General features: G+C 50.4%; 17 protein-coding genes. 8 read left to right on the top strand and 9 right to left on the bottom strand.

Translation table 11 applies throughout. The annotated features are described in order from the left end of the window. Nucleotides 1–5 precede the first annotated feature (5 nt). Complete coding sequence (locus MJZ25_09565) at nucleotides 6–812, bottom strand: hypothetical protein (GenBank protein ID MCQ2124417.1); 807 nt, start codon at nucleotides 810–812, stop codon at nucleotides 6–8. 71 nt (nucleotides 813–883) lie between these two features. Here MJZ25_09565 and nspC point away from each other — a divergent pair, with 71 nt between their 5' ends. Both nspC and tsaE read left to right on the top strand, forming a co-directional pair. After that, nucleotides 884–2011, top strand: coding sequence for a carboxynorspermidine decarboxylase (nspC, locus tag MJZ25_09560; GenBank protein ID MCQ2124416.1), 1128 nt, complete (start codon nucleotides 884–886; stop codon nucleotides 2009–2011). Nucleotides 2012–2015: 4 nt separating this feature from the next. Then, nucleotides 2016–2423, top strand: a complete 408-nt coding sequence (tsaE, locus tag MJZ25_09555; protein MCQ2124415.1) for a tRNA (adenosine(37)-N6)-threonylcarbamoyltransferase complex ATPase subunit type 1 TsaE — start codon at nucleotides 2016–2018, stop codon at nucleotides 2421–2423. Nucleotides 2424–2539: 116 nt separating this feature from the next. Here tsaE and MJZ25_09550 read toward each other — a convergent pair whose 3' ends face one another. From MJZ25_09550 to MJZ25_09540, 3 genes are read right to left on the bottom strand one after another with little or no spacing between them, the layout of a single operon-like run. Further along, a complete protein-coding gene (locus MJZ25_09550) occupies nucleotides 2540–3205 on the bottom strand; it encodes a hypothetical protein (protein ID MCQ2124414.1) in 666 nt (221 codons plus the stop codon). Between the two features lie 25 nt (nucleotides 3206–3230). Next, entirely contained in the window at nucleotides 3231–3677 is a 447-nt protein-coding gene (locus MJZ25_09545; protein ID MCQ2124413.1) for a SufE family protein, read from the bottom strand. Between the two features lie 18 nt (nucleotides 3678–3695). After that, the gene (locus MJZ25_09540) at nucleotides 3696–4892 is read right to left on the bottom strand and encodes an NAD(P)/FAD-dependent oxidoreductase (GenBank protein MCQ2124412.1); all 1197 of its coding nucleotides are present in this window, start codon (nucleotides 4890–4892) and stop codon (nucleotides 3696–3698) included. Between the two features lie 120 nt (nucleotides 4893–5012). Here MJZ25_09540 and MJZ25_09535 point away from each other — a divergent pair, with 120 nt between their 5' ends. Continuing rightward, nucleotides 5013–6452, top strand: a complete 1440-nt coding sequence (locus MJZ25_09535; protein MCQ2124411.1) for a pentapeptide repeat-containing protein — start codon at nucleotides 5013–5015, stop codon at nucleotides 6450–6452. Nucleotides 6453–6598: 146 nt separating this feature from the next. On the opposite strand, the gene radA is transcribed toward MJZ25_09535, so the two are convergent. From radA to MJZ25_09520, 3 genes are all read right to left on the bottom strand, one after another. Beyond that, entirely contained in the window at nucleotides 6599–7996 is a 1398-nt protein-coding gene (gene radA / locus MJZ25_09530; GenBank protein ID MCQ2124410.1) for a DNA repair protein RadA, read from the bottom strand. Between the two features lie 69 nt (nucleotides 7997–8065). Next, nucleotides 8066–8413: a hypothetical protein gene (locus MJZ25_09525; protein MCQ2124409.1), complete on the bottom strand. Its 348-nt coding sequence runs from the start codon at nucleotides 8411–8413 to the stop codon at nucleotides 8066–8068. Nucleotides 8414–8493: 80 nt separating this feature from the next. After that, nucleotides 8494–11436 carry a hypothetical protein gene (locus MJZ25_09520; GenBank protein MCQ2124408.1) on the bottom strand — a complete coding sequence of 981 codons (2943 nt, stop codon included), beginning with the start codon at nucleotides 11434–11436 and terminating at the stop codon, nucleotides 8494–8496. 405 nt (nucleotides 11437–11841) lie between these two features. Between MJZ25_09520 and MJZ25_09515 the strand changes: the two genes are divergently transcribed. Together MJZ25_09515 and MJZ25_09510 are read left to right on the top strand one after the other, a co-directional pair. Next, nucleotides 11842–13578, top strand: a complete 1737-nt coding sequence (locus MJZ25_09515) for an NPCBM/NEW2 domain-containing protein (GenBank protein ID MCQ2124407.1) — start codon at nucleotides 11842–11844, stop codon at nucleotides 13576–13578. Nucleotide 13579: 1 nt separating this feature from the next. Then, nucleotides 13580–15181 carry a glycosyltransferase family 39 protein gene (locus MJZ25_09510; GenBank protein ID MCQ2124406.1) on the top strand — a complete coding sequence of 534 codons (1602 nt, stop codon included), beginning with the start codon at nucleotides 13580–13582 and terminating at the stop codon, nucleotides 15179–15181. 21 nt (nucleotides 15182–15202) lie between these two features. On the opposite strand, the gene MJZ25_09505 is transcribed toward MJZ25_09510, so the two are convergent. Both MJZ25_09505 and MJZ25_09500 read right to left on the bottom strand, forming a co-directional pair. Beyond that, a complete protein-coding gene (locus MJZ25_09505; GenBank protein MCQ2124405.1) occupies nucleotides 15203–15760 on the bottom strand; it encodes a deaminase in 558 nt (185 codons plus the stop codon). A gap of 107 nt (nucleotides 15761–15867) precedes the next feature. Continuing rightward, nucleotides 15868–16602, bottom strand: coding sequence for an SDR family oxidoreductase (locus MJZ25_09500; GenBank protein MCQ2124404.1), 735 nt, complete (start codon nucleotides 16600–16602; stop codon nucleotides 15868–15870). A gap of 204 nt (nucleotides 16603–16806) precedes the next feature. Between MJZ25_09500 and MJZ25_09495 the strand changes: the two genes are divergently transcribed. From MJZ25_09495 to MJZ25_09485, 3 genes are all read left to right on the top strand, one after another. Further along, nucleotides 16807–18465, top strand: a complete 1659-nt coding sequence (locus tag MJZ25_09495; protein ID MCQ2124403.1) for a sodium-dependent transporter — start codon at nucleotides 16807–16809, stop codon at nucleotides 18463–18465. A gap of 114 nt (nucleotides 18466–18579) precedes the next feature. Beyond that, nucleotides 18580–21972 carry an MFS transporter gene (locus MJZ25_09490; GenBank protein MCQ2124402.1) on the top strand — a complete coding sequence of 1131 codons (3393 nt, stop codon included), beginning with the start codon at nucleotides 18580–18582 and terminating at the stop codon, nucleotides 21970–21972. 86 nt (nucleotides 21973–22058) lie between these two features. Next, nucleotides 22059–22562 carry a RidA family protein gene (locus tag MJZ25_09485; protein MCQ2124401.1) on the top strand — a complete coding sequence of 168 codons (504 nt, stop codon included), beginning with the start codon at nucleotides 22059–22061 and terminating at the stop codon, nucleotides 22560–22562. Nucleotides 22563–22591 lie beyond the last annotated feature (29 nt).

The raw sequence follows: 22591 nt of genomic DNA, 5'->3' as shown, positions 1-22591 counted from the left end.
AAAGCCTATTTCTTCTTCTTGTTCTTTTCGTATTCACGCTTCATTTCAGCGGTACCCTTCTCATCGCGAAGATAGACTTCAGCAGGAACATTGTCGAAGCCCTGCAAAGCGTTGAGCCAGTTATCGTTCAAATCGCGGAATTCCAACTTGTTCAAGTTGTAGATCAAGGAATCCTTGACAATATCAAATGTGATGAAGTCCCAACGAATCACCTTGCGATCAGCGAACACTTCGCGGCTGACCAAGGACTGTTCGTTATCAAAACGGTAGCGAGCCTTGAAGGTGTATTCACCAGTCATCTGGTAGCGACCGGAGTCGGAGTAAGTGCGGGTGACACCCACCAGAGTATCGTTCATGCCGAAACGAAGTTCTGCATCGCGGAAGGCGTGACCATGGGCAATAATCGGAGTGCGCCATGCACCAACCAGCTTTTCCTTCATGTTCTTCTGGAGAACGGTGTCAATGTTCCAGTGGTCGAAGTTCTTCTTGTCGTACTTGGCACGCTGGACGTACTTGCCGGACTGGATCAGCTTGCGGACGCTGTCAGCCTGAGCCTTAGCCAAGCTATCAGAGTTACGCGGGCCGGCAGCCGGAACGACGCGGTTCATGGAATCCAACTTAGCCTGAATCATATCTTCAAGGCTAGAGGCTCCTCGGGGAGCAGCGACCACATCAGCTTCTACTTGAGAAGGAGTGACTGCCTGTTCAGCGGGCTGAGCTTCTTGGACTGGGGTTGCAGGTTGAGCCAAAGGCATTCCTACGAATGTCAAAGCCAGAACAGAAAGAAATATATGCTTACAAGAGAATCTCATCACGTCTTAAATGTAGTTAAAGGATTTCAAAAAAATTATAAGAAATTTGTAAAAAAGGCTATCTTTGTGCCATGCTCGATTATTCTCAAGTCCCCTCCCCCTGTTTTGTGCTCGACGAAGCCCGTCTTCGCCGAAATATGGAAATTTTGGACGATATCCAGAAGCGCGGTAACGTAAAAATCATCTGCGCCCTCAAAGGATACAGTTTTTGGCGTTCTTTCCCCCTAATTGGGGAATATTTGGCAGGCGCCACCGCCAGTTCCCTTAACGAAGCCAAATTGGCCAAGGAGGAAATGGGCAAGGAAGTCCACGTTTTCGCCCCGGTCTACGACGATGACGAAATCGACGAAATTTTGAGCTGCGCCGGACATATTACATTCAACAGCTTCGGCCAGTGGCAGCGCTTCAAGGACAAAACCTTGAAGGCAGGAGTCAGCGCCGGTATCCGCGTGAACCCCCAGTACTCCACCGTAGAAACAGACTTATATAATCCTTGTGGCAAGTTCAGCCGCCTGGGCGTTACCGAAGCCGAGTTCAAGCCGGAACTTCTGGATGGCATTGAGGGCCTCCACTTCCACGCCCTCTGCGAACAGGACGCAGACGCACTGGAAGGCGTACTGGCAGCATTTGAGCAGCACTTCGACAAGTACCTCCCCCAGATGAAGTGGGTGAACTTCGGCGGTGGTCACCACATCACCCGCAAGGACTATCATCGTGATGAACTGGTCCGTATCCTCAACGGATTCCATGAACGTTACCCCCACCTGCAGGTAATCATGGAACCGGGTGAAGCCGTCGGTTGGCAGACCGGTGAACTGGTAGCCTCCGTTGGCGACATCGTCCACAACGAAATGGACATTGCCGTACTTAACGTATCCATTAGCGCCCATATGCCGGACTGCCTTGAAATGCCTTACCGTCCCGCCGTTACTGGCGCAGGCTTCCCGGGCGGCAAGCCTTTTACATACAAGCTAACAGGAAATTCCTGCCTGGCTGGCGACCAATTGGGAGACTTCTCCTTTGACAAGCCGCTCCAGGTTGGAGACAAGGTTATCTTTGAAGACATGATCCACTACACCATGGTGAAGACCACATTCTTCAATGGAGTTCGCCACCCCAGCATCGGCAAGTTCGATGAACAAGGCAAGTTCCATCTGCTCCACAAGTTTACTTATCAGCAGTTTAAGGACAAGCTGTAATCTTATGCGATTCACATCAGAAGAAGATACGTACAATTGGGCGGTGGAATTCGGCAAGTCGCTGAAGCCCGGCGACAAGGTCGCCCTTTACGGCAACCTGGGCGCAGGCAAGACCGTGATTAGCCGCGGTGTTTGCAAGGGGCTGGGTTTCGAAGGTTCCGTGTGCTCTCCCACCTACACCATTCTTCACGAATACCCCAACAATCCGCCCATTTTCCATTTCGACTTGTACCGTTTGGAAGGTGGCGCCGACCTTTACGAAGTCGGTCTGGATCCGGATTACCTCGAACAGGGAATCAGCCTATTGGAATGGCCCGAACGTTTGGAAGACAATGACCCGGGCATCACCCACGAAATTCGCATCGACATCCTTAACGAAACCGAGCGCGAAATCACCCTTATAAAGAAGTAAGATTCTATCGGGCCGACGGCCCCCTCCGAAATTACAAAAAAAAGCCAGGTCCTAGACCTAGCTTTCATTTTTTCAGACATGGCTACAGCGCCACACCGGCAAACAAGAAGCGGAAATTACTTCTTAGCCTTGCGACCCTTCTTCTTGCTCTTGGCCGCCTTTTCTGCTTCAGCCTTGGCTGCTTCTTCAGCGGCGAGGCGTTCGGCTTCTTCCTTGGCAGCCTTTTCTGCAGCAATACGGGCAGCTTCTGCAGCTTCGAAATCTGCGGCAGCCTTCACCAAGCCTTCCCAGTCTTCCTTGGCACCACCGAAAAGCAGAACCGGACCAGTGTAAGCGGAAACCTTCTTCATGGCGGTTGCGGAATCGCCCTTGGTCAAGTCGGCGTTCACATCGTCGTACAGATCCTTCTGGGCATTGCGCAAGTCTTCAATCTTGCCCAAGCGTTCCTGACGAAGAACTTCCAGGGAATCGCTAACGAAGCCCAGATCCCAGGTAGCTTCGTAGCAGACTTCAACTTCTGCATACTTTGCAACATCGGATGCGGTTGCGACATACAAGGCGTCGCAAGCGGCAAATGCATCGGCAGACTTCTTCTTGGCATACTGATAATACTGATAGCCACCAATAACCAAGCCAATAATGACCAGGAGGAACACGCCGTCCTGCCAGCCCATCACCGGAGCCTTCGGCATCTTCGGCTTGCCATTAATGGTTTCACCTGCTTCCAGGCGTTCTTCAGCCTCATCAAAGGGGCTCTTTCCATTCAAAAAACTGAAACCCATTTTTCTTTGTCCTATTCTTTTTCAGTTACTTTTTTGCGAGTGCGGCAAACACTCTTGCGTATAAATAAATCTGCTTGACCAAGCTTGCAAAGCCATTGGAACGAGTGGGAGAAAGTCCCACGTTCAAGCCAATCTGCTGGAAGAAGGCCGGATCCACAGACAAGATATCTGCAGGAGCCATGTCATTATAAACCTGGAGAGCGAGGCAACCCAAGCCACGGCTAATCAGCGGATTGGTAGTACCCCCTTCCACATCCATTTCGAAGTGAATCTTTTCACCATCAAAACTGGGAACGAGGTACATGGTAGAGGCGCAGCCCACAATAATAAACTTTTCCGCCTTGAGACTTGCATCCATTCCCTTGTGGGCCTTGGCTAGGTCCAGGAGGAACTTCCACTTGTCATCAGGATCTGTAAAGGAAGCGAACTTGTCGCGAATTTCCTCAAGACGTTTTTCAATGGCGTTAGACATGATCAATAAACCTTAATACTACCAATGCAAGAAGGAGCGCAGCTTCCAGACCAGGGAGGGGCTAGCCCACAGAACGTTCAGGAAAATGCGGAAAATAGTCTGCTTTTCGCGGGGAAGCTTGGACAGGCGCAGGGCAGCCTTGTTCAACTGATCATCGGTGATCTGGTTGAAGGCAACCTTACCACGGGCAATCTGCATATGGGAATTGCCCATTTCTTCCATCCAGCGGCTATGGGCCTTGGCCTCGATAGCAGTGCGGTTCGCGCCGGAGTCGTCCAGCCATTCCACAACAGTTTCAGCAACAATCTTGCCACACAGCAAGGATTCCGTAATGCCGGAACGGCTGATGGGATTGACGCAACTTGCGGCATCGCCGGCCTTGAACAAACCGTGCATGGCCATGGGCTTGTCGGACTGACCACAAGCGATCATACCGCCATAAATAGCCTTGACCTTGGCCTGAGGATATTCTTCTGCCAGGAAGTTCAGCAACTTCTGGCGGTTGGAAACATCCTGCTTTACATCCTTGCCGAGAACAAAGCCGATATTCACTTCCTTGCCATCGCGGGGGAAAATCCAGCCATAGCCAGACGGGAAATCGCTACCAAAGAATAATTCAATATGTTCCGGGCTGTGCTCAATGCCTTCGGCAACCGCGAAAATGGCGGGTTCCAGATCGGTATCACCAGATTCGATGCCTTCAAGGCAAGCAATGTTCTTTGTAAGGCGAGCACCCGGACCTGTAGCATCCACCACCACCGGTGCATGCAAAGTCTCTTCGGTACCATTTACAGAAACCGTAATAGTCCAGGAATCATTTTCGCGGTCAAGTTTCTTGATAACAGTATCAAAATGGCATTCCACACCAGCATTGCAGCAACCGTCGGCAATAGCCTTATGGAACTTGGCTCGGTCCAACAGGAGGCCGCAGTTCTTGCTGTAGAATTCAGCACGGTAACGCTTGCGGGAAGTAAAATAGATGCCAGAAAGGTCCTGGCGGACCCAGGAACGGTCAATGGGCCACAAAGCACTCAACCTGCCAGTGGATACCGCTTCGGCACAGAAAATAGGTTCCTTCCAGGGTTCCTTTTTATCCAGAAGCAAAATCCGTCTAGCACCGGAAGTCTTTCTTCCGAGGGTACAAGCAGCCATGAGACCGGCAGGACCGGCCCCACAAACCACTACATCATACTGGTTTGATGCAAAAAAACTCATTTCGGTCCTAAAATTAGCTTTTATTTATTGAGTTTTTTTTATTTGATGTGTAGTTTTTCACATTTTTTTAGTTATTTTAGGGCTATACGATTTATCATCCTTAAAAGGGAATGTGTTAATATGAATATGACGAGAGTATCCAAGTTCGGTCTCTGCCTCATCAGTGCCTTGGCAATGAACGTCTTTGCACAGGATAACTGGCAGGGTAAGGACCTGAACGTTTCTTTTAGTAATAAGAAGATCGACGGCTATAACTTTACCAAGGCTAAGGCTGTCAAGAACACCACCGACTTCCGTCGTGCAACTGGTGAAAAGCCGAATTTCAACAAGGCTACCCTTGACGAAGTTTCCTTCCAGAACGCTGTGATTAGCGATGCAAACTTCGAAGGCGCATCTCTTAAGAAAGTTACCATTAGCGGTGCTGACATCCGTAACTCCAGCTTCGAAGGCGCAGACATGGAAGGTGCAAACCTCTACCGTGCAACCCTCCTTGGTTCTCAGTTCCCGCAGACCAACCTCATGAACGCCCGTCTGGACGCTATGAAGGTTGATGAAAACACAAGCTTCGAAAAGTCTGACCTTACTCAGGCTTCCGTCATGGACGTTGACCTTACCGGTGCAAATTTCTACAAGGCCAACCTCACCAACGCAAACTTCTCTCGTTCCTTGATGGCAAATACCGACCTTCGCAAGGCTAAGATTGTGAAGACCGACTTTACCGCATGTAACTTGATTGCCGCAAACTTCAAGGGTGTTGACCTCGTTGACGTCAACTTCTCCAAGGCCGGTCTTTCCCAGGTTAACATGAAGGGCGCAGACTTCAAGAACGTCAACTTCCAGGACGCTGACCTTTCCTTGACCGAATTCGACGACGTCGACCTTTCCAAGACTCAGCTCCAGAAGGCTAAGTTCGCTCAGGCAACCGTCAAGAACATGAACTTCAACGGCCAGGATTTGACTGGTGTCGTATTCGATAAGGGTACCGTTGCTAAGGGCAAGTTCGAAAAGGCAAAGATGAGCAAGACCTCTTTCTTTGACGCCTCCGTCGAAAAGAACAACTTCGTCGGTGCAGAACTCCTGAAGTCCGTCTTCGACGGCGCTTACATCTTTAAGAACATCTTCGATAAGGCCGACTTGACCAAGGCTAACTTCGCCAACTCCACCATCGAACGTTCTGACTTCATCTTGGCACAGCTTGGCGGCGTAAGCTTCGCTGGTGCTAAGCTCGTCATGGTTAACTTCACTAACGCCAACATGCAGGGCATCAAGATCGACGCCGATACCAAGATGGACGACGTTGACTTCTCCGGTGCAAACCTCGAAGGCGCTAAGATCGAAAAGTTCACCGCTAAGAAGGTGATCTACGATAACAAGACTCGCTTCCCGTCCGGTTTCGATCCGCGTCAGTACGGCTTCACCAAGCGCGGTGAAAAGGCTGCAGACATCAAGGTCGAAGGCAAGAAGAAGAAACGTTCTAATGACGGCGATGATGAAGATCAGCCGAAGAAGAAGAAGAAAAAGAAGAAGAAGCACGTCGAAGAAGATGACGAAGAAGAATAATCTTCACGCTACTTCAATAAGTTTCAAAAAAGACGTTCGAAAGAACGTCTTTTTTTGTGTCTAGAAATTGATAGATGACTGATGCCGCGGGGTTCAACGCTACTCCTCAGGAACTCGACGAGACAAAACCGCGAGGCGACCGCAAGCTACTTCTTGTCCATAAGCCAGCTGACAGCTTCGCTCAGGCTGTGGACCCGTTTGATGTTCATTCCGCTGGTATTCTCCGGCAGGCTTCCGCTGGCAGGGACGATTGCCTCAGTCATGCCCAGGCGGCGGGCCTCCTTGAGACGTTGGTCCAGCAGGTTCACCCCACGAACCTCCCCCGATAAACCCAGTTCGCCAATTGCGATGGTCTGCCGCCCAAGAGGTATGCCTAGATGATTGCTGACGACCGCTAAGGCGAGGGCAAGATCCGAGGAAGGATCGTTCACCTTCAAGCCGCCGGCAATGGTGGCAAACACGTCGGTGGTGCCGATGGTTATGCCGCCGAACTTTTCCAGCAGGGCTAAAATGATGGTGAGGCGTTTGGCATCGATGCCGGCGGCCACACGTTGGGGAACCGCATAATTCGTCTGGCTGACCAGAGCCTGGGTTTCAAACAAAAGGGCGCGGGAGCCTTCCATGGTGCAGCACACGACACTGCCCGGAGTTGCCGGCATGCCTTCCTGCAGGAAGACGCGGCTGGGGTTCGCCACGGGCGAAAGGCCGTGACCTGTCATTTCGAATACGCCGATTTCGTCGGTGGCGCCAAAGCGGTTCTTGATGGTTCGGAGCAGGCGGTATTGGTGGTTGCGGTCGCCTTCGAAGTAGGCCACCGTATCCACCATGTGTTCCAAGATTCGGGGACCAGCAATCTGGCCATCCTTGGTAACGTGACCGATAACGATGGTAATGCATCCGGAATTCTTGGCAAAGACCATCAGGTCCAAGGTACATTCACGCAGCTGACTGGCACTGCCCGGGGTGCCCGCCAAGCTTTCCTTATACACCGTCTGAATGGAATCAATAACCAAAACCTGAGGCTTGATTTCCTTGGCCTGTTCCAGAATCTTGTCCAGGCTAGTCTCGCAAAGCAAAAGCATGTCGGAGCCGGCCACATCCAGACGTTCACTACGAAGCTTGACCTGGACCGCACTTTCTTCGCCGCTAACATAAAGAGCCTTTACGCCGGCAGCGTTCATGGTGGCCAAGGTGGAAAGCACCAAGGTGGACTTGCCGATACCGGGATCACCGCCGATGAGCACCAGGGAACCAGGCGCAAAGCCTCCCCCGAGAACGCGGTCAAATTCAGAATTCGCCGTACTAAGGCGTTTGGTATCTTCTACCGCCACATCCTTAAGGGCCACAACCTGATGCACCGGGCCACCCAAGCCCCTGCCCCCACGACCCGCAGCCGCGTCTTCGTGTTCAACCACATGTTCCTTCAGGGAACTCCAGGCCCCGCAGAACGGGCAACGGCCCGCCCACTTGGGAGTTGTATTGCCACATTCCGTACAGAGAAATTCAATTTCTTTTTTTGCTTTAGACTTAGACACTGCTACCATGTGCAGTAATATAGATAAAACCCGCTGTCAGTTTGTGACAACGGGCTAAATAGTGCTCAAAAAAGCAAGTTATTTCTTATGCCAGTTGGCAGCCTTTTCCACAGGAGTACCGATTATATACGCAGCCCCGGATATAAGTTTCAGCAGCGTTTTGGCACCTTCTTCTTCGGCAAGAGAGCTTTGAGCTCTGTCATACGCCTTGAGAACCGCAGAAGACGCCTGATTATCTCTTAGCAGGTAATCATTGTTCATCTTCAGAATAAGGAACTTGTCCTGCGGGAAAACATTTTGCTTCGGAGCTAAATCCTGTGGGGTTACATTGGGGGCAGGAAGCATTTGGGCACAACACAACGATGCAGCAACGAGAATCCCCGCTGCCACAACTTTCGAATAGAGATTGTGCATTGAACGCCACATGATTTCTAATATATAAAAAAGAGCGCATAAAAAAAGACCCAGGACTTTGTCCCAGGTCTTTTCACAAAGACAACCAGCAATTAGTTCCATTCACTACATCTGTAACCATCTTCCTGGCCATTTTTGCCGCGACAATGATAATAAAGGAAGCCTTCCTTTAATCCCTTTACAGGAACATAATCAACTTCATCCTTGTCGTTTACGATAATGGCTACACCCGCAAGGTAGTTAGGCCAACGCTTGTAGCCTTCGGCATTCCACGGAGATTTTTCAAAGTGCAGATCAATCTTTCGATTGGTAACAACAACCAAGAATGGAGCGACAAACTGATCATGAGATGTAACGAACGTTACATTATGCATAGTACTATACTTAAAATACTTTTCTACAAAATCGCGAACCCTTTGATCAGCATTATAGAAATCATTTGGGCATGCATTTGTATCGTAAGCAGCCACGACATACTGAGACCAGTCATCCTTGCCTAAACACGATCCTCCATCCGGTTTCTTGAACCAGCCTCCCTTAAAATCAGTCCTGATTGCAAAATTATCATAATCAACTTCAACTTTGTCACCAGTTGAAAAAATCTTCGCCGAATCAAGCATTATTGTTTCACCCTTACCTATGGAAACGTTCATATCGGTTTGTCTAGTGCGATAGGCGTCCGTACTCATGTAATAGAAATCATCCAAATTCAAAGAGGATAGTTTTCCCCCTAAATACAGGGCCTGGGAACGACCATTGGCATTCAGATACTTATTCCATTCAGTATCATTCCTCTCTCGTTCAGCATGGCGAACTACAAACGCAACTTTTTCATTGGGGAGCAAGCAGCCAAAGATTTCTTCCAGGGGAACGAAGTCCGTTTCCATGGCTCGCTTTGCCTTACATGCATCAGAAAGTTCTACAACGCTGGAGCTAGAGCTGGATTCGACAGCAGGATCTTGCACTGCTACGCTTGAACTAGAGGATTCACTAGAGCTGGAGGGCGTAAAATCCTGACCGTCCTTACCAGGTTCACCCTGGGGACCTTGCGGACCGGTTTCACCCTGGGGACCTTGTTCACCTTGATCTCCCTTATCACCCTTTTCACCATCAAGGCCGTCCCAAACGATTACAGGAGTACTTCCTTCGCCACAGGTAATGGCGACGCCAGTCCTTCCGTCAGCGGAATAAGGTGCGGCGGTACAGCTGGTTCCCGCAACACCATGAAGTCCCTGTTCACCCTTTTCGCCCTGCGGACCAGTTTCACCTTGAACGCCCTGTTCACCCTGAATACCTTGGTCGCCCTTTGCTCCATCATAGATGACGACGGGTTCGTTGGTACCACAGGTGATTGTTACACCGGACTTACCGGAAGCATCGTTTTCGAATCGAGCAGCAAGGCAGCTGATTCCAGCATCGCCCTTCTCACCCTGAGGACCCTGAACGCCTTGCTCACCTTTATCGCCCTTGTCACCCTTTTCGCCCTGAGGACCCTGAGCGCCATCAGCACCGTCACGACCATTACGCAATTCACCGACCTTTTCGGTTCCGCAGTAAACATCGTAGCCGTTGATTGTCGCATTTGCAGTTACATAGCAAGAGGTACCGTTCGTACCATTCTGGCCATCGACGCCATCCTTGCCATTTTCACCGTCCTTGCCGTCGACACCGTCTTTACCGTCAGAACCGTTCACACCATCCTTACCATCGGTGCCGTTCTGACCGTTACGCAATTCACCAACCTTTTCAGTTCCGCAAATCACGTCAAAGCCATTAATCGCGGCATTCACAACTACGGAGCAGGACGTTCCGTCCTTGCCATCAACGCCGTCTTTACCGTCAGCACCATTTGCACCATCAGTACCATTGACGCCGTCCTTGCCATCGACACCATTTGTGCCGTTCAAGCCGCTCCAAATGGTATCGGGTTCAGAAGTACCGCACTGGATACGAACACCAGTTCTTCCAGACACAGGATCAGTTACTGCGGCGTTAGAGCAGCCTACGCCGTCCTTGCCATCAGAACCATTCTGGCCGTCCTTACCATCGGCACCATCAAGGCCGTCCCACAAATCAATGGGGTCATCGTCACCGCATTGGAGGCGAACACCCCTTCTTCCTGTTTCCGAATCGAGAATCAGAGTAGAGGTACAACCAATACCATCTAAGCCGTCCTTACCATCGGTTCCGTTCACGCCATCCTTGCCATCGACACCATCTTTGCCGTTAGCACCATCAACGCCATCCTTGCCATTTTCACCGTTGAGCAAATGGCCCACAAGCTGATTACCACAATAAACATCAAAGCCATTGACGTCTGTACTCGGAACAACCGTACAAGAAGAACCATCCAAACCATTCTGGCCTGCAGCACCAGTATCGCCCTTGTCGCCCTTTTCACCCTGGGCACCGGTATCACCCTTTTCACCCTGAGGTCCTTGAGCTCCGTCAACACCATCCTTACCGTCTACGCCGTCCTTACCATCGGCACCATTTTTACCATCGGAACCATTCCAGATGTAAACAGGAGCTTCGCCACCACAGCTAACGCTATAGCCGGTCTTGCCGGAGGATTCATCGGTAATTGCCACAGCGGCACAACCGACGCCGTCCTGACCATCGATGCCATCGCGGCCGTCCTTTCCATTGATTCCATTCAAAAGAACGCCAAGGGAATCGCCACCGCAAATAACCTTATGTCCATCGATGCCAGTCAAAGGAACAATCGTACAGGAAGTTCCGTCGGAACCAGCCACACCAGCTTCACCCTTTTCACCGGTCAAGCCCTGCAGACCATCTTTACCATTAACGCCGTCCTTACCGTCAGCGCCATCCTTACCATTATACACAACACCTATGGAATCACCACCACAGATGATCTTAATACCCGTGCCATCAGCAAGGGACTCCGTGGAGCAACCAAACGAAACATTATTGTCGTTATCTTGAGTCGGAGCTTCGCTAGCAGTCTGAGTACAAGCTCCCAAAATGGTCAATCCGACCACATAAGACGCAAAACGCGCAATTTTACCCATATTTAATCCCATCTATGGTTTATTGTTAAACAATAAAACACCAACCAGGGGAAATATAGATTTTCAGCGTCTACTTTTCTACATACAACGTATCACGAACGTTTACAAACGAAAACAAAACGTGCAAAACCGTGTAAAAAAAGCACTTTTTTCGAGTTATAGAGCAATCACAATCATGCCCACCACGACATAGATCGAAAGGAAAATTCCAAACTTCTTAAGGTCCATACCATACTCCAAATTTTTATTTACATCAAAAGTAAGAAAAATATAAACAATGTATGACAAAAATCACACATCATATGACAAAATTTTCTCATTTATTTTGCCTTTTTTCGTTTATACCCATAAAAAACAGCCCTCTTTTTAATTTCTATATTGATTTTTGTAAGAAAACGGGGTTTTATGAAGAAAAATCAAGCCACAATGCTTTTCTTGATTTGGGGAAGTCTTTGTCTTTTGGCCAATATTTTATGCACCAACGCCTCCGCTTTTGGCGGCGACCAGGGCTATTGGGCCGATTGGATCCAGAAATTGGCCAACGGTGGCTTCGAAAAATTCAACGGAAACTACCCTCCCCTCTATGTTTTCTGGCTCTGGGTGGTCTCCAAAATCTATGTCTTGGCAAATATTCCCGTTGACAAGACCTTCATGCTGAAATTCCTGTGCCTGTGGCCCATCTATTTTGCTCATCTTGGCCTTGTCGATTTTACCAGCAGACTTGTTGCAAAATCAAAGCTGGATTCCTTGAAAACCCACCTGATTCTTGCTCTCGTAGCCTTCAACCCAGCATTTCTGCTTGACGGACCCATGTGGGGACAGGTGGACCTTTTCCCCTGCGTTTTCGGCGTAGCGGCTCTCTATTGCATCAACTTCAAGCATAAAATCAAGTACGCCTCCATGTTCTTCGCCTTGGCACTCCTTGCCAAGTTCCAGATGATCCTTCTTCTGCCTGTTTTTGGCGGAATATTCCTGCGCAACTACAAGACTTCCTGGAAGGGCCTCCCCTGCATGGTGATCGCCATCGGCCTTGTGTTCCTGCCCTTCATTGTGGGCGGCAACCTGGGCGGCATGCTTTCCAACGCCTACGTCAACACCACAAGCCAGTATCCCTTCTCCACCTACAACGCAGCAAACCTGTGGATGTTCCTTGCGGGCAACCTCAGCAGCGACGCAACAACCTTGTTTGACCTGCCCACCGGAGGCGCCTGGTTCCTGCTCTCCCCCAGCTGGCTGGGCAAGATTCTTTTCGTCATTATTTCCGTATACATCTTGAAGTGCGCCCTCTTTGCCAAGAGCCTGCGCAGGACTTTTGAACTGGCCACCTGGGAAGCTTTCGCATTCTTCCTGCTTCTGCCGGGAATGCACGAACGCTACCTACTTTACGCCATCCCCTTCGCCTTGGTCTGGCTTGTTCTTGACTCAAAGAAAGCATGGTTCTGGGCTGTGGCTATCACCACCCTCTGCGCCATGAACATCAATATCATCAACAGCTTCAAGGGCGCCGATCTCTGGTCCTGGGTTTCTGGCCTTGCTGTCATGGTTTTCGTTGCAGGCATCATCCATAATTTCGCACCGAAGTTCTTCCCTTTCATCGCAGACTCTTTTGAAAAACTGAAGTTGCCGCGTTTTGTTCCCTACGTTATTTTGAGCGCATTCCTTGTGGTGGAATTGGCCTGCGAAATCAAGGACGCCATGCCGGTGGATATTGAGCTTCAGGAAAACCAGATGTACCTGACCGACTTGCGAATCGATCACTACACACAGGAATACGGCTCCCCCAGAATCAATCGCACCGTAGAAGGCAAAACTCTTACAGTGAAGGGCCGTCAATACGAAAACGGTATCGGTTCCCACGCCAAGTCCATGCTCTATTTCGTCCTTCCTGAAAACGCGGAAAGTCTGGATTTCTTCGCTGCCGTGGATGACGAAGTTTCCGGCGGTGGTTCTGTGAAGTTCCGCGTTTCTTCTGAAGGAAAGGTTCTTTGGAACAGCGGCGTTGTTCAAGGTAACCAGACTCCCGTACAGGGCAAGGTCGGCGTCAGCGGGCTCCGCACCATTTGTCTCGAAATTGACTCCAACGGCGACAACGCCTACGACCATGCGGACTGGCTCAACTTAGTTCTCACCTTGAAGAAGTAAGATGAAAAAGGTTTTGAAAGAACGAGCTATGGCTTTGCTTTCCGGATGGAAGCAGGTTTGGAAGGAGTACCCGAGGCGCACCGCGTTATTCTGGACGTTCCTTGCCATCGGTATTTTTGCAAGGGCCTACATGTTCGGTGACGTGCCCGGCGATATCAACCAGGACGAAGCATTCGCAGGCTACAACGCATTTACGCTTTTGCATCACGGAAAGGATTCCTACGGCTACCCTATGCCCGTGTACTTGACCGCCTGGGGTTCCGGCATGAACGCCCTGGAATCCTACCTGATGATTCCCTTCGTTGCATTATTTGGTTTGAAGGTCTGGGCAATACGCTTACCCATGCTGTTGGTGGGCATATTCTCCCTGGTTGCAGTTTATAAACTGGTTCTTCGTTTTTCCAACGAAAAGCTCGCCCTTGCAGCCCTTTTGATGGCTGCCATTTCTCCTTGGCACATCATGCTTTCCCGCTGGGCACTGGAATCAAACCTCGCTCCCGGCTTTGTGCTGTTCGGTATATTCTTTTTCGTAAAAGGCCTACAGAACCAAAAGTTCCTGATGGCTTCCGCTGCATTCTTCGGACTTTCCCTTTACGCCTACGCCACCATCTGGGCGGTTGTGCCCATCATCATTCTTGGCTGCGTTCTTTATGCCATCTGGACCCGCGCCTTGAAGATGGATCGCTACCTCTGGATTTCCTTGGGAATTCTTTCCGCCCTTGCAATTCCCTTGATGATTTTCCTGATGGTGAACAAGGATATCATTTCAGAAATCCGTCTGCCTTTCTACAGCATTCCTAAGCTGGTTTACTTCCGCGATAGTGAAATTTCCTTCAGCCAGATTCCCCAGAACTTGGAAAACCTCTGGAACATTCTCACCAATCAAAGCGATGGTCTTCCTTGGAACGCAATTCGCAACTACGGAATCTTCTACCCCGTCACCTTGGCGTTCTGCTTTATCGGATTGATTCCTACTGTTTGGAACACCATCCAGGACATTCGCAAACGCAGTCTCGGTCTTGACTTTTTCGTTCTGCTTTGGACTCTCGCAGGCTTTATCATCGGCGCCTTGATTAACGTGAACATCAACCGCGTAAACCTCTTGTTCCTGCCGCTATTGATTCTCGCTGCCCGCGGAATTCTGATGACATTCAGCTACATTCACCCCAAGACTCTTTGGATTCCGCTGTTTGCCTACCTGCTTTACTTCTGCACCTTCGAAAAGGAATACTTTACCACCTACAAGGATTCCATCGGTCAGCATTTCTGCGAAGGCCTTGAAGACGCCATGACGTTCGCCACATCAAAGTTGGCACCGGGCCAAAATATGGTGGTGGATCCCAATACTAGCTATCCAAGAATATTGTTCTACGGAAAGGTGGACTTGTACGCATACTTGAGCACAGTCAAGTATATCAACTTCCCCAGCGCATTCCTTTACGTCAGTTCCTTTGACAAGTATGTTTTCACAAACAGCGTTAACCGCATAAACAAAAACGCTGTTTACCTTCTGGAAAACAGCGCAGATCGAATGAACAGTCTACAGGATTCCGGGTTCCAAGTACGAAACTTCGGAAAGTACCTTGTAGGATTTGCCGACTAAAAAGTCGGCACACACCTTACATTACTGCGGTTTGGAAACCACCGGGCGGACACGCTTGCCGCAAAGGGTAACCACAATGCCAGCCTGAGCGAACATGTAGTAGGCGGTGTCGCGGCTATTGTTCAAGGTGGACTTAGGATCATAATCATCCTTGGTCACGAAGACTTCGGAAACACCGGAAAGGCTAACATCCAAAGCGCAACGTTCGCAAGGGAAACCAATCACGTAAAGCTTGGAACCAGCAGGCACCTTGCCGCGTGCATAATGCAGAGCATTGATTTCAGCATGGACCATGAAGGGGTACTTGTTGGCTTCGAATTCATGATGGCTAATGAGTTCGCCGGAATCAGCATCCAGAAGATCGTAAGCCAGTTTCTGCTTTTCACGGGTGTAGGGCACGGTTTCATCATCGAAGCCAGCCGGAGCGCCATTGTAGCCGGTACTGATGACGCGGCCATCGGCAGACACGAGGATAGCACCCATCTGGGTATTCTGATCTTTGGAAAGACGAGCCTGAGCCACCATCATCTGGGTGTAGACTTCGTCGCGAAGCTGAGAGCGGGATTTTTCGTTATTCATATAAATGAAATATATAAAAGGAGATCCTGGCCCAGGGGCCGGGATGACAAAAAAACTGGCAGCAACCGAAGTCACTGCCAGCTTTTTGGGGGTTAGGAGGATTCCGTTTACTGAACGTTTGCAGCCTTAGCCAAAGCGTCAGTCAAAGTCATTCCAGTGTAATCCTGAGCGTTGAACCAACGGCCACTCTTCTTGTCGTCCAAAAGGACGCCCATCATAGAGCCCGGAACAACAGTTTCAGGTGCGTTAGGAGCGTTGGGGCCACCGAGATCGGTGCGGAGCCAACCCGGGTCCATGACGTTCATCATCACGTCGGTGCCGTTCAGCTTTACAGCAAAGTCCTTCACAAACTTGGTGAGAGCAGCCTTTGCGCAAGCATAGCCCATCAATTCCGGTTCATTAGCGATACCGCTGGTGGTGAGCTGCATGCGGCCAAAGCCACGCTTGATCATGCCCGGCAAGAAATGGTAGGCAATCTGGATAGGAGCATAGAAGTTCACAGCCATAGCGTGGTGGAAGTCTTCCATGGTGTTGGAAAGGTAATCCTGGAAATAATGGCTCATGAGACCGGCGTTATTGAAAACCAGGTCTACCTGGATGCCCCAGGAATCGATTTCAGCAAGAGCGGCAGCCACTTCGTCGGCGCTTTCGAGGTTGCAGCCAACGGCACGGACTTCGACACCATAAGGCTTGAGTTCTTCAATTACTTTGTCTGCATTAGCCTTGCAGCGTCCCTGAAGAATAATGTTTGCTCCAAGCTTTGCCATTTCGATGGCGGTGAGACGGCCTACACCACGGCAGCCGCCAGTAATCAAGGTCCACTTGCCCTTAACGTCGATCATTTTTCCAATCCTTTGCAACATTAGCTGCGTTTACATTATCAAGATAGCCTTTTACAGCCTAAAAAGGCCAATTTTTCTTATAAATTCTGTATACACGAGTAAGCACCTCAAAATAAGGCATGATATAGCCGTGATGGACCTCACAATTCTAGGGGTTCACCACATAATTTCTAAATTTTTCCCGTCTAATTTTAGGATAATTGTATGAAGAATTCTCGTGATAACTGGGGCTCCAAACTTGGAGTCATCTTGGCAGTGGCTGGATCCGCTGTCGGTCTTGGCAACTTCCTACGTTTCCCCGTGCAGGCAGCAACAAATGGTGGCGGCGCATTCATTATCCCCTACCTCATCGCCTTTTTGCTTTTGGGCATTCCTCTTTCCTGGATGGAATGGACTTTGGGCCGCGCCGCAGGCGCAAGGCATCACGGAACAGCTCCGGGCGGATTCCACTATATCCTCGGTGAAAAGCCCTGGGCAAAGCACCTGGGCTCCCTGAATATTTTGCCCCCGTTGTTCATTAGTTTCTACTACATGTTCATCCAGTCCTGGATTCTCGCCTTTACCTATTACTCTGCCACCGGCAAGTTGATGGAAGTGGTCAAGGGCGGCTACGAACCCATGAAGGAATTCTTCGGCAACTATATTATGCTGAACACCCAGCTGGGTCCCTTCCCCGCTGCAATTATTTTCTTCCTTATTACGTTTGCCTGCAACATGGGCTTGCTCAGTTTCGGCGTCCGTAAGGGCATTGAACGAGTAAACAAGATCACCATGCCCATCCTTTTGATCATGGGTCTTGTGCTTGTGGTTCGTGTGCTTACCTTGGACGGTATCGGCAAGGGCCTCGCCTTCGTTTGGAACCCCAACCTTTCTGAAATCACCAACCCCACCGTTTGGCTTGCAGCTTCCGGCCAGGTGTTCTTCACCATGAGTCTGGGTATGGGTATTGTTTTCTGCTACGCCAGCTACCTGAAGCCTAAGGAAGACCTGGTTCTTTCCTCCCTCACCGCAGCCTCCACCAATGGTTTTGCTGAAGTGATCTTGGGCGGCACCATCGTGATTCCCATGGCAATCCTTATTGCTGGAGCAAACATCGAAGAATGCGCCAAGCTGGGAACCTTCGGTCTTGGCTTCCAGACCATGCCTTTCGTATTCGGCCAGCTGCCCTTCGGCGGGTTCTTCCAGACCCTTTGGTTCGGCATGCTGTTTATCGCCGGCGTTACCAGTGCCATCTCCATCATCCAGCCGCTGATCAGTTTCTGCGAAGACGATGTGAAACTTAGCCGTAAGGGTTCCATCACCACCGTCAGTATCGTCACCTTCATCGGCGGCCTCGTGGGCATCTTCGGTCTTGCCGCCGGCGCCGTAGACGAACTGGACTTCTGGGGCGGAAGCTTCCTCCTGGTGTTCATCGGTACTATCCAGGCATTCATCTTCTCCTTCGTGCTGGGCAAGCGCAAGTCCGCCACCGTCAAAGACGAGAACGGCAATCCCGAGTCCGAGGCCTTCGCCCTTATGAACGAAGGTGCCGCATTGAAGTTGCCCAAGTTCTTCAGATTCATCATCCGCTACGTGTGCCCCGCCTACTTGACCATTGTGCTTGTAGCCTGGCTCATCCACGACGGCTGGAAGGTGGTAAGTCTGCAGGGCGTTCCCGCAGACGCCATGGTCACCTTCCTCGGTTTTGAAATGACCCAGATTGCATTCACCTGGGGTATCCGAATTTTCCTGCTGGTTCTCGCAATTCTCCTGAACGTGGTCATCGCCTACGTTTGGCGTAAAGGCGGCGCAGCAACCCGCGATACAACCCACCCGCAGAACATGCCTGTCGGCGACTCCGACGATGTTGTTAAGGAGGCTTAATTATGGAACTGTCTACTAGCGGTATCGTTTTTATGATTCTCTCCTGGGCCGTCATTATCGGTCTGTGTGCTTTCTGCTTCAGCAAAGTTTTCAAGAAGAAGTAACCGGAGTTTTATGAAGCTGTTTAAAAGTTCTGGCGCTATTCCCTTTTTCATCGTCTCGTTCCTAGGTGCCTTTGTCCAGATGGGCATTTTCGTCCATTTCCAGACTTGGCTCGGAGCGAACTTTGAAGGAACCAGTTATATCTGGCGTAGCGCCTTGCTGCAATTCGCCATCTTCGTTCCTAGCATCTTCATGATGCCCGTGGCCAGTTACTTCGTCGGAAAAAGATCCGAAAGCAAGGCCATGGCCTGGTCCAACATGGGCATCGTCGCTGCATTGATCGCAATCTCCGTTTGCTACGTTACGGACTGCAACTGGGTGGCCTTCGGTCTTGTTGGTCTGTACGGCGTGTTCTACGCCCTCCATGTTCCTGCACGAACCAGTGCCATGAAGGAAATCTTCAAGGGTGACGATCTGGTAAAGGCAAACACCTGCTTCATGATCTGTTACGTTCTGGGTGTGGCCTTGGCTGCTTACCTGGGAATTATCGTTTTCAACTACATCCTCTTTATCTACCTTGGTGCAGCTGTTGCCGCAGCAGTTCTCTGCTTCTTTATCAAGGTCGGTCACCACGACGATACCGTGAAGTACCGTTCCGCACGTCGAGTATTTGCAGCAACCTGGAAGATTCCCAGCGCACGTCTCGCCATTCTCGGTCTTTCCGCTTTCTGGGGTGTTATCCAGATTTTGATGCTCCTGGCTCAGCAGATGAGTACCCAGCACATTCCCAACACCTTCAGCCTTACTTCTGCAGGTTTCGTATTCTCCGTTACCTTGACCGCAGCAGGCATTATCGTTGGTGCCATCATTGCAAGCCAGTCCTCCAGAGGCTTTGTCGAAACAGGCTTGATTCCTTTTGCTGCCATCGCCTCCGCTATCGTGATGTTCTTCATTCCTTTCGTTCAGATCGATTGGCTCCAGGCAATTCTCTATAGCATTCTCGGCGTCTGCACCGGTGCCGCGTTCGTCATTTTGAGAACAACCATCCAAAACTTGACCAAGCCCAATACGGCAGGTCGAATTTTTGCGGTTTCCAACATGATCCAGATGTCCGTACTTTCCATCTTGATGGGCGGACAAACACTGTTGTTGCTCTTTGCAGACTTCGAAATTCGTCATTGCTTCATCATTCTCGCAGTAATGTTTGCATTGACTTTCATCTTGACCCTTCGCAACACCCCCATGACGCTTTTACGCGCAGGCCTCCGTTTTGCTTTCGCCTTTGTATTCCGTTACCGCGTAAAGGTTCTTGGAGTTCAGAACATTCCGGAATCTGGCCCGGTTCTTTTGATTGGTCCCCACTTCAGCTTTATTGACTGGGCCGTACTCCAGATGTGTAGCCCCCGTCCCCTCCGTATTGCAAGTAACCGAAATACTTGGGCCGACTGGTATCAAAAGTGGCTGGCCCACGGCAAGTTCCTGATTCCCATCAACCGTCGCGATCCAAAGCCCGCCATGGAAGAAATCCGTCAGGCCTTGCTCAACGGCGAAGCCGTGGTCATCTTCCCCGAAGGCGAAGTTTCAAAGTCCCCCTTCATTTCGAAGTTCTCCTTGAATTATCACGATGCAGTTGAAGGTACCGACGCTCAGATCATCCCCTTCTATATTCAGGGACTTTGGGGCAGCCGTTACAGCCACGCCTCTGAATGTGTCAACCGTCCGCAATACTACAACCGCATGGTCAGCGTAGGTTTTGCCAAGGCTCGTCCGGTAACTGCATCTGAAGAAGAAATCCGCAGTGATTTGCAGGCCTTAGGCGCAGACGTGTGGAACATGGCTATGGATCATTCCAAGCCCATCGTTCCGCTGTGGTTCAGGGCAATGCTCAAGCGCCGCAACCGCCCCATTTTGATCGACCCGGCAGGCAGACATGTTTCTGGCCACGGAATGCTTTACCTCTGCCATCGTTTTGGAAACAAGATTCGTTCCATTGCCAAAAACGAACGTCACGTAGGTTTCATGCTTCCCACCAGCCGAGACGCAGCGCTTGGCATCCTGTCTATTCTCGGCACAGGAAAGACTTCTGTCAATCTGAACTATACCGCCCCCGTAGACACGGTACTTGGTTGCATTCAGAAAGCAGATGTTTCTACCGTTGTTACAACAAAGGCCTTCTTGGCAAAGCTTTCCAGTAAGAACGCAGCATTTGAAGAAATTGCAAAGCGCTGCAAAATGATCTACCTGGACGAAGAAGAAAAAAAATTGGGAACCATTGGTCGTCTTCTTGACGTTGCCATGATCAAGTTCCTTCCCGCAAAACTGCTTAAGTTCCTGTGGTTCACTTCTGCAAAGCTCAACGACGACGCATTGATTCTTTTCAGTTCGGGTTCCGAAGGTACACCTAAGGGCGTTCAGCTCTCCCACAAGAACATCGTAGCAAACGCACAGCAGATGGATTACATTTTGAAGATCAATCGTGCTGACGTGATGACCTGTCTGCTTCCGCTGTTCCATTCCTTCGGATTTACCATGACCTTCATGGCTCCTTTGCTGGACGGCGTCCCCATGGTTCTTTGTCCGGATCCCACCGACATCAAGACCTTGGCTCGTGTGTGCGCCCAGTACAAGACAACCATTCTCATGGGCACCCCCACCTTCCTCCGCGCCATTGCAATCAACCGCTGGGTTCACCCCATGTGTCTGGACACTTTGCGTTACATCGTAGCCGGTGCAGAAAAGCTCCGTCCCGAAATGCGCGAAGCCTTCAAGTTGAAGTTCGGTAAGGACATCTACGAAGCCTACGGCTGTACAGAACTTTCTCCTCTCGCAACCCTCAACGCACCTAACGTGTTGCTGGACGACTTCCTGACCATGGGCAAGTGCAACGATACATCCAGTATCGGCATGGCAATCCCGGGTTCCATCACTGCAATCATTGATCCTGAAACTAACGAATTCCTGGATCCTTCTGCAGAAGGCATGATCGTTGTCAGCGGTCCTCAGGTGATGAAGGGCTACCTGAAGGATCCCGAAAAGACAGCAAGCGTCGTGTTCGAAAAGGATGGCCGCCGCTGGTACAAGACTGGCGATAAGGGCACCCACACCCCCGACGGATTTGTACAGATTCTCGGACGTTACAGCCGTTTCGCAAAGCTTGGCGGCGAAATGATTTCCTTGACCGCCGTGGAATTGCGACTTGCAGAAACCAAATTGCTTGAAGGTATGGAATTCGCAGTCACAGCAGTTCCGGACTCCGTCAAGGGCGAAAGAATCGTGCTTCTGGTCAACGGAAACTTTGACGAAGAAGAACTTTCCCGCAATATCCGTAAGTCCGGCATCCCGCCTCTCATGATTCCTGGTTCCGTCTTTAAGGTGCCCAGTGTTCCTAAGCTGGGCTCCGGCAAGTGGGACTTCCCCAACATGAAGAAGATGGCCATCGAACTGGTGGAAAACAGCAAGAAATAAACTGCGTTAAATCACAACGCAAAAATAAAGCTCCCCCGACGAGGGGAGTTTTTTATATTAGTCAGAGTAAAAAAAGGAAGGTTTATATGGTCAACATCAAGAAAAAAATCGAAGAATTGGGTCTCACCCTCCCTGCTGTAGCCGCACCTCTTGCAGCCTACATTCCTGCCAACCGCGCAGGCGATATGATTTTCGTCTCTGGCCAGTTGCCTTCTGTGAACGGCGATTTTTCCGCCTACACCGGAATTGTTCCCAGCCAGCTTTCCCCAGAAAAGGCTAAGGAAGGCGCCGCCATCTGCCTGTTGAACAACATCGCCGCCGCCATGAGCGTTCTTCAGGAAGGCGAAACCCTGAAGCTGGTACAGATGCAGGGCTTTGTGCAGTCCTCCCCCGATTTCAAGGAACAGCCCGCCGTATTGAATGGCGCTAGCGAACTTGCGGTCCAGATTCTCGGAGACAACGGCAAGCACGCCCGCACCGCCGTAGGCGTTTCAGCATTGCCTAAGAATGCCGGTGTAGAAATCAGCTGCACATTCCAGGTCATCAAAAGCGACACCAAATTCGAAGGTCGCATGAACTGGATTGAATAAAAAAGCGCGGAGATCCGCGCGATAAATGA

The sequence above is a fragment of the Fibrobacter sp. genome (assembly GCA_024399065.1).
GTDB lineage: Bacteria > Fibrobacterota > Fibrobacteria > Fibrobacterales > Fibrobacteraceae > Fibrobacter.
This window is presented reverse-complemented; position numbering and strand designations above follow the sequence as displayed.